This window comes from Pelolinea submarina, assembly GCF_003966975.1.
GTDB classification, from domain to species: Bacteria; Chloroflexota; Anaerolineae; order Anaerolineales; family Anaerolineaceae; genus Pelolinea; species Pelolinea submarina.
The window spans coordinates 754,752-769,573 of the sequence record NZ_AP018437.1; the positions used below are offsets into that span (position 1 = coordinate 754,752).

The window sequence follows — 14,822 nt, forward strand, 5'->3', positions numbered from 1 at the left end:
GGCAATAAATCGTACGGATTGACGAAATAAATTCCACTTTTCGTATATAATAATCTAAGTCAAGAATCCTCGGAAGATGATCGACTAATCAAATCCTTGCAGCGGGAATGTCAATGCAGCCAGCAAAGGAACCCTGTTACATTGCGTTACGAGTAATAACAATTTTGTCCATATTTGCAAGATTGTTCTCTTTTACTGTGCCCGTTTATGCGGATGGGGGATTGGCTTTTTCGGGCTGGGGCGATGAGATTGCAGACTTAAGCCAATATCAGAATAACACTAACGCTCAAATTGACAGCGGATTAATTTCCGCGCTGGATACAGCCGATTCCTATTCCATTGAATACCTGGTAGATGTATCTTCCATTACTGATGCGATCGCGGACGGCGAAGCGCAGCTGGCTTATGCCTTCAACTGCGAAGTCAGCGATGAGGGCGAGGGCGCGAACGATAGCGGGCAGCTGACCGTGTCGTTTACAGGCGCGGCGGCAGCCGACCAAAACCACAATTGCAGCTTCGAAACGCAAGGTAACTTCTCCAACAGTTTGACAATCCCCGACGATACCACTGCCATCCAGTTTACTTTTACCGGGACTTTGGAGGGAGGAACCAATACGGTCACTTTCGGCAATGTGTCCATGATTGTGACCGACGAACTGGCCCCGCGCCTGGATGCACTGTCCACCCCGGCAGCCGGCGGCGGCGCGACCATTTCAGTAAACGCAATCGAAAGCGGCAGTGGGCTGAGCGGTACATATTACGCGGCGGGTGACCGGGCGGCTGATTACTTTCCGGCCGGCGGGACAGAAATTGAAATACTGTACGGCAGCGGCAGCTTCGACCTTTCTTCCGGCGGCACCTATACCATTTATGCGGCAGATTACAGCGGCAACGAATCCCTCAAGACGCTGCAGGTCAATACGTACCCGCAAATCAGCGGACTGAGCGACCAGAGCATTGATGAGGATGCTACCGCTTCTTTTTCCTTTAATATTACGGACGCAGAGAGCGCGGCCGGCGATTTGACGATCAGCGTAATTTCTTCCGATGAAAGCATCCTGGCGAATGGCTCCATTGGCCTGACCAATACCGACGGCTTGGTGGCTGTTTCGGCTGCGCCGAAAGCAGATGCCAACGGCAGCTTGACCATTACTTTTTACGTCAGCGACCCGCAGGGATTGCAGCAAACCCAAACCATTAACTTCAGCGTGAACGCGGTCAACGATGAACCCACTGCCAACGCGGATGCGGTCTCAACCGATGAAGATACCCCCATTACCATTAACGTGCTGGCCAACGACACCAATCCGGACCATGGCACGTTGACGGTGAGTTTGCTCAGCGAGCCGGAAAGCGGTTCGGCGCTGGTCAACCCCGACGGCACCATCACCTATACCCCCGCGGACAATGCCTCCGGAATCGTTACCTTTACCTATCAGATCCTTGATTCGGCCGGCGGCGATACGGATTCAGCCGAGGTAACCGTGACTGTGGTCAGCGTGGACGATATGCCTTTTGCCATGGATGATTCCGGCGAACTGGCGGAGGATGGCTCCCTAACCTTAAACGTTCTAGAAAACGACAGCGACGTGGAAGGGGACGCGTTCTTCATCTCCGCGGTGAGCGACCCGCCCAACGGCAGCGCGGTCATCAGCGCCGGGTTGGACCAGATCACCTATTCTCCGGACGCCAATTACTTTGGCTCGGATTCTTTCACCTATACCATCCAGGAAACTATGGATGCCACCAAGACCGCCACCGCTACGGTGACCCTGACCATCAACGGCGAGAACGACGCGCCCGTACCCAGCTATAACGCCTCGGTCAGCACAGATGAAGATACCCAGTTGACCGAATCTTTCACGGCCACGGATGTGGACGGCGATGAGTTGACCATTACGGTCAAAGACGGCAACGGGCCCAGCCACGGCAGCTTGCTGCTGGGCGATGGCAGTTACATTTACCAGCCCGTGGATAACTATAATGGAACAGACAGCTTCATTATCACCGTTAGTGATGGCACAGCTGAAGTAGATTGTGAGATTACCGTGACTGTCAACGAGGTCAACGATGCGCCGGTACCCAGCTATAGCGCATCGGTCAGCACGGATGAAGATACGCCTTTGTCCGAAAACCTGACAGCCACCGACATCGACCTGGATGAGCTGAGCTACACCGTCAAGGAGGGCAATAGCCCCCTACACGGCACATTGGAACTGATCGAAGGCGGATATACGTATACACCCGCCGAAAACTACAACGGACCGGACAGCTTCACCATTACGGTGGGGGACGGGACGAATGATGTGGACTGCGCCATTTCGGTGACAGTCAACTCCGTCAACGACGCGCCGGCAGCCAGCTATAGCGCTTTGGTCAGCACGGATGAAGATACACCTCTGAATGAGACCATTTCGGCCACGGACGCGGACGGCGACACGGTGACCTTCAGTGTCAAGGATGGCAACAGCCCGCTTCATGGCACGCTGGAATTGATCGAAGGCGGATATACCTATAGCCCCAACGAAAACTACTTCGGAACGGACAGCTTCACAATCACGGTGAGCGATGGCACAGCTGAAGTAGATTGCGAGATTACCGTGACTGTCAATGCGGTCAACGATGCACCTGTGCCAAGCTATAACGCTTCAGTCAGCACGGATGAGGATACTGCCCTTACGGAAGCATTGACAGCCACCGACATCGACCTGGATAAACTGAACTATCTCGTCAAGGATGGCAACGCCCCCCTGCACGGCACGCTGGAACTAATCGAGGGCGGGTATACCTATAGCCCCAACGAAAACTACTTCGGCACAGACAGCTTCACCATTACGGTGAGCGATGGAACGGATGAAGTGGATTGCGCCATCTCGGTAACAGTCAATTCAATCAACGATGCGCCTGTGCCCAGTTACACGGCGGATGTCAGCATGGACGAAGATACACCCCTGACCGAAGTCCTGACCGCCACGGATGTGGAACTGGACGAATTGACTTTCAGTATCAAGACCAACGGATCTAATGGCAGCGTGGTGCTGATTGAAGGAGGGTATACCTATAGCCCCAACGCTGATTTCAACGGAACGGATACGTTTACCATAATCGTCAGCGACGGCAGCAACGAGGTGGACTGCGATATCGCCGTGACGGTGAACGCGGTCAACGACGCGCCGGTACCCAGTTATACCGCATCCGTCAGCACGGATGAAGATACGCCTTTGACCGAAAACCTGACGGCCACGGATGTGGACCTGGATGAACTGACTTTCACCATTAAAGACGGCAGCGGCCCTGCGCACGGCAGCCTGGAATTGATCGAGGGGGGATATATCTACAGCCCGGATGAAAACTACAACGGCCCGGACAGCTTTACCATTGTGGTGGGCGATGGTACGACCACGGTGGATTGTGACATTACGGTAACGGTCAACGCGGTCAATGATAAGCCTGTGCCCAGTTACAGCGCAGCGGTCAGCACAGACGAGGACACACTTTTAACCGAAAGCCTGACTGCCACGGACGTAGACCTGGACGAGTTGAGCTACACGGTCAAGGCCGGCAGCGGACCAGCCCATGGGACGCTGACCCTGATTGAGGGCGGTTATACCTATGATCCGGCTGATGATTATAACGGCAGCGACAGCTTCACCATCGTGGTGGATGACGGCACGGACACAGTGGATTGCGATATCACTGTAACGGTCAACGCGGTCAACGATGCGCCGGTGCCCAGTTATTCGGCGGAGGTCAACACGGATGAAGACACGCCTTTGACCGAAAGCCTGACCGCCACGGATGTGGACTTGGACGATCTTAGTTACACCGTCAAAAGCGGCAATGGCCCGGCCAACGGCACACTGGAATTAATCGAGGGGGGCTATACCTACAGTCCGAATGAAAATTACAACGGCGCGGACAGCTTTACCACCACGGTGGGGGACGGCACGGCTGAAGTGGATTGCGCCATCACGGTGACGGTCGCCGCGGTCAACGACGATCCTGTGGCGGTGGACGACAGCGCTATCACCAATGAGGACACCCCGGTTACCATCTATGTGCTGACCAATGACTCGGATGTGGATTCGCCGGAAGGCGACACTTTTAGCCCCACAGCTATCCTGAGCGGGCCGGCCAACGGTTCAGCGGAGATTATTGGGAATACGATTGTCTATTCACCCGACACGAACTATTACGGTTTGGATGAATTTACTTACCAGATCACCGACAGCGGCGGATTGACAGCTTCGGCCACCGTTTCGATCAAGATCAACTCGGTGAACGATTATCCGCTGCCAGATGGTTTGGAAGAAGAGTACACCATTGACGAAGACAGCAGCATCACCATTACCTTTAACCTGACCGATGTGGAAACACCCACAGAAACTTTGACCATGCAGGTGGTTTCCGGCAACACGTCTTTGGTACCGCAAACACGCATCACTATCACCGGATTGGAGGATACCAATCCGGCTGTATCCATCAAGCTGGTTCCGCTATCCAACCAAAACGGGGATGCCACTTTTACGCTGCGTGCCAGCGACGGTTTCCAGACGGCCGTATATACCTTTACGCTGCATGTCACCGCGGTCAACGACGCGCCCACCGCGCGCAACGACAGCATCAGCTTCACGGAAGATACTCCCACGGTCATCACGGTCAGCAGCCAATTGCTTAATAACGACACGGATGTGGATAACCTGCAAAGCGAACTGAGCTACGTTGAAATCGTGACCACCACAGTGGACGGCACCCTGGTCGATAACGGCGACGGCACGCTGACCTATACCCCCGCGGAGAACTATGATTCCACCGACTCGTTCGTATACCGCATCAAGGACCCGGACGGCGCAACCGCGACGGCCACGGTCACCCTGACGGCTGCGGCGGTGAACGACCCGCCCATCATCAGTGAAATCGATGACCAGACCATCGAAGAGGACGACACCCTGACGGTCAACTTCACGGTCCAGGACTTCGACCTGGAAACCGAGGCGGAAATGAACACCCTCATGATCACGACCGACTCGACCAATCCGGAGATCCTGGATGCGAATAACATGCGCGTGACAGGCTCTGGAGAGAACCGCACCTTCACAGCGGCGCCGTTGGCGGACAAGAACGGCACGGTTACTGTTACCGTGACGGTCAGCGACGGCATTGCGGAAGATTCGACCGTATTTGTGGTCACGGTTAACCCGGTACCGGACGCGCCAACAGCGGTGGATGACTTCTTCTACGTGCAGGAAACCGGCACTTTTGCCATCGATCCATTGTCCAACGACTGGGATGCGGACGGTGATACCAGCCTGACGGCGAACATTGTCAGCGCGCCTGATTTTGGTACGCTGGAAGCGAACGGAACAGCCTTTACCTATTCCCCCAATGAAGATTTTGATGGCGAAGATTCCTTTACTTATACGGTAACTGATTCCACCGGTTTGATCTCCGAAACAGCTACTGTCACGCTAAGCGCCGACCCGGCCAACCATCCGCCGGTGATCACGTTGATTGAAAACCAGGTCATTTTTGAGGATGAAGGCGGTTCAGTAACTTTCAGTGTGACCGATGTAGACGGGAATCTGTCGGATGTACGTGCAGCCAGTTCCAACACGACCGTTTTCCCGGAAGGCAGCCTGGTCTTGAGCAACAGCGGTTCTGATTACACCCTGACCTTCACCCCCGCGCCGAATGCCACCTGTAAGTCGGTTTTGACCATCACCGCCGAGGACTCGCGCGGCAACCAATCGACCCGCACGTTTACCGTGCGCGTGGTGCCCATCAACGATCTACCCACCGCGGTGGACGATGCGGTCGTGACCAACGAGGACCAGTCCGTTACCTTCAACGTGCTCAGCAACGATAGCGATATTGAAACGGCCACGGCCAACCTGGTGCTGCGTAAAGTGCTATCGACACCCTCGCATGGGCGCTTATCCAGCCTGGGGTCAGGCCAATTCCGTTACACTCCTTATGATGATTACAACGGCAGCGACTCGTTTACATACGAGATGATCGACACAGACGGCGGTGTGGACAGCGCCACGGTGACCATCACCATTAATTCCGTCAACGACGCGCCTGAAGCGTACGATAACAACCTGTCCACCATTGTGGCACCCGGCGGCACGCTGGATAACATCAATGTGATCGGCAACGACACTGACCCGGACCTGCCGTATGATGTAAACGAAGAGATCCACGTGACCGGCATTGTCTCCCAGCCGAGCTGCGGTACCGCTTATGTGAATGGCGATGGATCGCTGAAGTATGAAGCTTTCAATATCGGCGGCGATTGTTCGGAAGCCTGGATCACGTTCACTTATCAGATTGAAGACCACTACGGCGCGACCGATACAGCCACGGTTTCTATAGCGGTGGATACTGAAGAGGTTAATCTATCGCCGCGCACCTACAGCATCTGGCGTTCCATCCAGGAAGACGCCGCAACTATCACCATCGACTTGTCTAATTACTCGTTCGATCCGGACGGCGATTCACTTAGCTATTTAATAGATTTGGTTGTAACACCGTACACCAACCTGGGCACCGCGTTTATTAACGGCAGTAATATTTATTACACACCAGATGCAAATAAGAATGGCAGCTACTCCCAGGAGAATTTCACCTATTCCGTCACGGACGGCACATCTACCGTTTATGCTACCATTTACATCGAGATTCTGGCAGTCAACGACGCCCCTACCATTTCTATGCAAACCGATTCCATCGTGGAGATCCCTGACCAGGAGATCGATGAGGATTCCACCGTCAGCCTGCAATTCTATATCGACGATGTAGATATCCAGGACACCGGTACTACATTCGGATTGGATGACCTGGGCATGAGCGTTTATTCCGATGACGCGGAATTGGTCCCGCCGGAGAGCATCAGCTACACGCGTGATAATGATACCGGGCTGGTAACGTTGGAGATCACGCCGGCCGAAGAGGAATTCGGCACTGCCAACATCACCGTTCTAGTCACGGACGGCATCGTTTATACCAGCGATACCTTCCTGTTGACGGTCAACGAGGTCAACGACCCGCCGGTAGCGGCCGACCATTGGGTGACCACCAACGAAGAAGAACCCATTCATGTGGATGTGGTGGACTACCTGGCCAACGTGGATGGCGACACCATCACCATCAGCCAGGGCATCATCGCTCCGGCGCACGGCACGTTAAGTTTTGACCAGGCCAACGGGGATGCCATCTATACTCCTGCTTTGGATTACTACGGCAGCGATACCTTCGATTTCGTACTGACCGACAGCGGCGGCTTGACCGACAGCGGCACGGTCTACGTGACCATCCTGAATGTCAACGATCCGCCGGATATCACCAACCTGAGTGCAATTTTGGAGACTGCAGAAGATACCGATATTTCGACTACGTTTACCGTTTCAGATATCGACACAGACCTGGCGGATATCACCCTCAGCGGCGTGGCGTCCGACCTGGATCTGATCGCATCCTACGAATTCACAAAATCTACGGACGGCAGCGGTTCGGTTGACCTGACCATCCATCCGGCCCAAAATAAAAGCGGCACGGCAACCGTGGAGATCACGGCATCTGATGGGGATAAGTCGGATACGGAGAGCTTGACCCTGAAAGTTTACGCGGTCAATGATCCGCCGGTGGTCGTTAACGACAACGCCACAACGGATGAAGATACCTCGGTGACCATCAACGTGATCGCTAATGACACGGATGTGGAAGATCCCGATACGCTTTACGTGGTTTCGACCACCTCACCGAAACTACTTTTGGATGGCACGGCCGGCCACGGCACGGTTGTCAACAACAATGACGGCACGCTGACCTACAAACCTGGGGCAAACCGCAACGACGATATTTTCTTTACTTACGAAGTTTCCGACAGCGGCAACCTGCGCGGCACCGGCACGGTTACCATCACCATCAACGCGGTGGATGATGCCCCCACGGTGGTCGGCGATAACCGCACCATTGAAGAAGATAATCCCGTAACCATTGCGGTGTTGATCAACGATACCGATATCGAAGGGGATGACTTCAGTATCTACAGCTATACCAATCCATCGCACGGTTCTGTCAGCCTGGATGTGGACACGCAGTCCTTTACGTACAGCCCCGCGCTGAACTACTACGGTACGGACACCTTTACGTATACGGTTGCGGAAGACCTGAACCTGGAAAAGACGGCTACGGCTACGGTCAGGATCACGATTACTGCCGAGGATGATTATCCGATCGTCTCGACCGACGAACCCTGGATCATGTATGAGGATACCCCCGGCACCTTCGACGTGGTCATCAGCGACGCGGAAACCGCTTCAGCCAACCTGTTGATCACCTTCACCTCGCTGGACACCACCCTGATCAAGAGCTACAACGTGGTGCTGCAGGGTTCCGGCACATCCCGCACCGTCAAACTGACGCCGGAAGCGCAGATGAACGGCTCGCTGCAATTGCAGGTGGACGTGAACGATGGCGCGCTGACGACCACAGAATATATCGATATTATCATCATGCCGGTCAACGACCCGCCGATAGCCCAGGATTACACCGCCACGGTGACCGAGGATGGATCCGTCAACGGAATGGTGGTCGTGAAGAGCGATATCGACCTGCTGCACGAGGGCGATTCGCACACTTATGCGTTGGGTACGGACGGCGCGCACGGCACGGCCGTGGTGCAATCAGACGGCAATTGGACCTATACTCCCGACGCGAATTACAACGGCAGCGACAGTTTCACGGTCATCATTACGGATGAGGGTGGCGCCACCGCTACCAGCACCGTTAGCGTCACGGTTGATAAAGAAAATGACGTTCCCGAAGTGACATCGGAGAATAAGAACAAGCTGGACGAAGATACCAGCGTGACCGACACGATTGTGGTGTACGACCCGGATACCGCCGACGGTACAGACCCGGACAGCATTATCATCCAGGTCACCACACCCCCGGCGCACGGCGAGGTGGACCTGGACGGCCTGACGGGCGAATACACCTACACCCCGGACGCTAATTACAACGGCTCGGACAGCTTCACCGTCAAGGTGACCGATGAACATGATACCTTTACCAGCAAAACCGTGTTAATCACGGTCGACCCGGTCAACGACGCTCCTGTGGCGGTGGATGATGGGGTTGATCCGCTCATCGTGATCAACGAAGAGGGCAGTGTCACCATTTACGTGCTGGCCAACGACGACGACATCGATCTGACGCGCGAAGGCGATGAATTGTTCATCGACTCATACAGCGGTGTAGATAACGGCAGCGTAGAGATCGCAGCCGGTTCCAAGAGCCTTACCTTCACTCCTGACGCGGACTGGAACGGCACCGAGACCTTCACTTACACAGTGATAGATAAACACGGCGCTAAAGACACAGCTAATGTGACTGTGACGGTGAACGCGGTCAACGACCGGCCGGTTATTTCGGATGTGGCTAACCAAAAGATCGATGAGGACACGAACACCGGCGCGTTGAGCTTCACGGTTACGGACGTGGATAATGAGGACGGCTCGCTGCAGGTAACCGCCGCTACCAGCAACAGCAGCGTGATCCCGTTGAGCGGGATCGTGTTGGCCGGCAGCGGCAGCAGCCGCAGCGTGACGGTCACACCGGCAGCGGACTATAACACCTGGAATCCGGTTACGTCCGCGCATGAACCGGTCACCATTACCCTGACGGTCAGCGACGGCACGTTGACCCAAACAGATACTTTCACTGTAACGGTCGATCCGGTCAATGACGCCCCGGTTGCCGCGGATGACGTTGCCCCAACGATCAAAGTGGACGAGGATGGTACGCTGGTCATCAGCGTGCTGGCCAATGACACGGATGTGGACATCGCGCATGAGGGCGACAGCCTGACGATACAATCCTTCACGGGTGTGGACAACGGCACTGTCACCATTATCAACAGCGCAACCCAGCTGCGTTATGTTCCGGACGCTGATTTCTTCGGGATTGAAGAGTTTACCTATACCGTGGTGGATGAAAACAATGCCACCGACACAGCCACCGTCAAGGTGACGGTCAACGCGGTTAACGACCCGCCGGTCATCTCTGATATCGCCGATCAAACCATCGATGAGGACAGTGCTACCGACGCTCTCGAATTTACGGTTACGGATGTGGACAACGATGACGCGGCTTTGCAGGTAACGGCCGCCACCGGTGACGGCACGGTCATCCCACTGAGCGGAATCGCGCTGGGCGGCAGCGGAAGCAACCGCACCGTGACGGTCACGCCCGCCGCTGATAAAAATACCTGGAACGCGCTCAGCAGTGCTCATGAACCCATTACCATCACCCTGACGGTCAGTGACGGCAGCCTGACAGACTCCACCAGCTTCAAGGTCACCATCCTGCCGAAAAACGACACGCCGGAACCGGAAGACGACAGTACCTCCGTGGATGAAGACCACGAAATTGATATCGATGTGCTGGATAACGACTACGATGTGGATATTTCCAACGAAAGCGATGACCTAACCATCCTGTCGTTTGATGGTGTGGATAATGGCACGGTCACCATCATCTCCGCGGGAAAATTGCTGCACTTCAAACCCGATGCAGACTGGTTCGGCACGGAAGAATTTACCTATACGGTGGAAGATGAGAACCATGCCACAGCAACGGCCACCGTTACCGTAACGGTCGACCCGATCAATGACGCACCGGTCATTTCCAACGTTGCCAACCAAAGCATCAACGAAGACAGCGCCACCGCGGCGCTCAGCTTCACCGTGACGGATGTGGATAATGACGACGCGGCCCTGCAGGTGACAGCCGCCACCAGCGAAGGCGCCACAATCCCCTTGAGCGGTATCAGCTTTGGGGGCAGCGGCAGCAGCCGTACTGTGACGATCACGCCTCTAACGGATAAGAACACCTGGAACGACACCGCCTCGGCGCACGACCCCGTCACTATCACTCTGACGGTCTCTGACGGCAGCCTGACCGACACGGATACTTTCACGGTTACCGTTCTCCCGCTTAATGATGGGCCGGACGCCGTGGATGATACTGCTTCGCTGCTGGAAGACGGTTCGAAGACCATTTATGTTCTGAGCAATGACACCGATGTGGATTTGTCGAACGAAGGCGATGACCTGATCATTACCCATGTGGATGGTGTGGACAACGCCACCGTGACCATCACCCATGACGGCAAGGATCTGCTTTTCGTGCCTGACAATGACTGGAATGGCGAGGAAGTCTTTACTTACACCATTGAAGATGAGGGTGGCGCCAGCGACACGGCGCAGGTGACCGTGACAGTCACGGCGCAAAACGACGCACCGGTCGCCGTGAATGACACGACCGCGGTGGATGAAGACGGCAGCGTGAAAATCCTGGTTTTGGATAACGACACCGACGAGGATATCGGCCGCGAAAGCGATAGCCTGACCATCATCAGCACCGACGACGTCGATCATGGTACGGTCACCATCGCGTTGGATAAAAAGACCCTGACCTTCACACCCGAAGCGGATTGGAGCGGCGTCGAGGAATTCACCTATACCATCACGGATACGCACGACGCCGAAGCCAGCGCCACGGTGCGCGTAGCCGTCAAAGCGGTCGTGGACGACCCGATTGCCAACGATGATAGCTTTAGCATGGCGGAGGACGCCGGCCTGACCAGCCTGGACGTGCTGCATAACGATACGGACGCCGACTTGGATTACGGTGATTCCCTGACGATAAACGCCATCATTACTGACCCCGCCCACGGCAGCATCAGCATCGACAGCGTCCATCAGCGCGTGCTTTACTCGCCGGATGCCAACTACAACGGTTCGGATAGCTTCACGTACCAGATAAAAGATACTCAGGATCCAGCAGTAACCGATAACGCGCTGGTCAGTTTGACTATCACAGCGGTGAATGATTTGCCGGTAGTGACCTCCACTAACAGCCATACCATCCAGGAAGATAACTCCGCCAGCGGCAAGGTGACTTCCACGGATGTGGACAATGCCGATTCGCCAGACCCGGACAGCCAGACCTACTCAATTCAGACCGAACCCGGGCACGGCACAGCGACCCTGGATACGGCCAGCGGGGCTTATACCTACACCCCTGCCGAGAATTACAACGGCGGCGATTCTTTTGTCGTACTGGTCAGCGATGAACACGGCGGGACTACCACCCAGACTGTGACCATCAGCATTACGCCGGTAAACGATGCGCCCAAGGCCAACGATGACAGTTTCAACACGCCGGAAGATACGCCTGTGACAGACGTGGTGGACGCCAGCGACCCGGATGTGGCCACCAACGGCGACAAACTGACCTTCACAGTCAGCCAGGCGCCCGCCAACGGCACGCTGGACCTGAACGCGGACAGCGGCGCGTTTACGTACACGCCGGATATCAATTTCAACGGATTGGATGCTTTCTCTGTGCTGGTGACCGATAAAGCCGGTGAAACAGCCGAAGCGGATATCAGCGTTTACGTAAATTACTACGAAAATGATCCGGAGGCCAACGCGGATTATTACACCCTGGATGAGGATGACGGTATGGTCTCGTTTGACGTGCTGGATAACGATGAGGATGCCGACCTGCCTTATGGCGATGAACTGCACCTGGTGTCCATCACCAGCGGACCTGCACACGGCAGCGCGGTTATAAACACCACCACACATGAGATAGAGTACACACTGGACGCCAATTACAACGGTACGGATAGCTTTACTTATCAAATCAAGGATAATCAGGATCCGGCCGTGTACGACAGCGCAGTTGTAACCATTACAGTGACGCCCATTAATGATGTCCCGGTGATCACATCCAGCCATACCCAAAGCATGGATGAGGACAGCCGGTTGACCGGTTTTGTCACATTTGAGGATCCGGATCTGGCCGATGTACCCGAATCCGACAGCCATCTCTTCTATACCAACGCAGCCCCGCTGCACGGCAAGATAGATTTAAACCAATTCACCGGTGAATACCTGTACACACCCGCCAAAAATTACAACGGCACAGACAGCTTTACCATCCGGGTTACGGATGCGCATAACGCTTCGGATACCCAGACCATTACCGTGACGGTAAACTGGGTGGATGATGATCCGGTCGCCAATGCCGATTCTTACCGCATGTCCGAAGGCGCGGGCTGGAAGACATTGAATGTGGTTGATAATGATACGGATGCCGACCTGGTCTATGGCGACAGCCTGACCATTACGCAAATCTTGAGCGATCCGGCCCATGGGACGGTGCAGATCAATGCCACTACCAATACGGTGAAGTACAAGCCCAAGGCAGGCTTCCACGGCACCGACAGCTTTGTGTATGAGATCCGCGATAATCAGGAGCCGCTGGTAACCGACAGCGCGACAGTGACTATGAAAGTCAGCGTCAGCAGCAATGACGGTACAGCGGGTTCTTATACGGATGATTATTACTACAATTCCCGATCCAATGGCGCTTCCGGTAATAAAAACGGTGTTTCGGGCGCAGTGTTGTTGTATGAAGATCATCAAGCCGTTGGGAGTGTCAGCGCCGCAAATGCCGAATCTTATATGCTGGATCCGAATAATCCGCCGCAAAATGGCAGGGTGATCATAAATTCGGTTACCGGCCAATATACCTACACACCGAATCCTGATTACAACGGGGAAGAGAGTTTTACCATCCTGGCGCAGACGAGCGGGAGGGTACTTGCCCAGGAAATTGAGCTGATGATTTTGCCGGTCAATGACAGCCCAACCGCGGCCGATCTGACCCTTGCCTTAACCCCGAACCAAAGCGGCAATACGTTCATCCATGCCGAGGATGTGGATGTCTTTACCAATGATGATCAGATCACCTATATGGTTTTATACCAACCGGAGCATGGTTCGGTAGAAATTGATCCGCTTACCGGTGAAATAAATTATGAACCGGAAAAAGGATTTATTGGTGAGGATTCCTGTACCATCCGCATTCAGGATGAATTCGGGCAATTTACAGACTGCCTGGTGAAGCTCATGGTCGAAGAGGAAAGCATAGGTATAGACAGAGATAGCAGAGAGATGCCTGCTGCAATGCCAACAGCTCTTTTATTGACTGCACTGGGTATTTTCCTGTTTATCCTCATTCCATTCTTTGTCAACGTAAAGATCCGTATCATGGCAATGAAACCCAATGGGAAATATCGCAAGGTCGTTCGTTATAAGACGGTGGTGAGCGGCAGCGGGAATGAAGTCAGCATCGACCTGGGCAAAGAGAAAACGCATGATGGACAAGTAAACCAATCGGAAATTGTCCTGTTGCGCTCATTTATCTGGCGTTTTCGCAATAAAACCCTGGTAATCAAACGTCAGGGAGCTGTAATCAAGACCGTCAAGGTGGAGGCCAACGATAACGGGCGCATGGTCATCCCTTTATAAACCGGTTTTTGAAAGAATAGAACGCCAATTAATTTGACATTCATTGGGCTTGTTGTATAATAGATGACGTTGGAAAAAAATTTACCGGGAGACTCATATAAGAGAACGCTTCCAAAAAAACTGATTTACTCGCATACTAATGAACTCGATTGATATGTAAATCAGTCGGGTTTTTTTTATGGGATTTCCCCACCCTTCGTAAAGAGGGGAGGTGATAAGACAAGTGACTAGTGTAGTATTACGACCGAATGAATCGCAAGATCAGTTATTACGACGCTTTCGCAAGAAAGTGGTCAGATCTGGCGTCCTGAGCACCGTACGAAAGAAACGTTGGTTCATTTCAAAGAGTGAGAACCGCCGTATGGAGGAAAAGAAATCCGCCCGCAGGATGAAACGCCGACAGTATACCCGACCTGACCGTTAATATCGGGC

At 54.2% G+C, this 14,822-nt stretch carries 2 protein-coding genes; both read left to right on the plus strand.

From position 1 onward, the window contains the following. The first annotated feature begins 164 nt into the window (after positions 1 to 164). Positions 165 to 14,390, plus strand: coding sequence for an Ig-like domain-containing protein (locus tag Pelsub_RS03515; RefSeq protein ID WP_158674962.1), 14,226 nt, complete (start codon positions 165 to 167; stop codon positions 14,388 to 14,390). Between the two features lie 223 nt (positions 14,391 to 14,613). Further along, positions 14,614 to 14,814, plus strand: coding sequence for a 30S ribosomal protein S21 (gene rpsU / locus Pelsub_RS03520; RefSeq protein WP_116226012.1), 201 nt, complete (start codon positions 14,614 to 14,616; stop codon positions 14,812 to 14,814). Positions 14,815 to 14,822 lie beyond the last annotated feature (8 nt).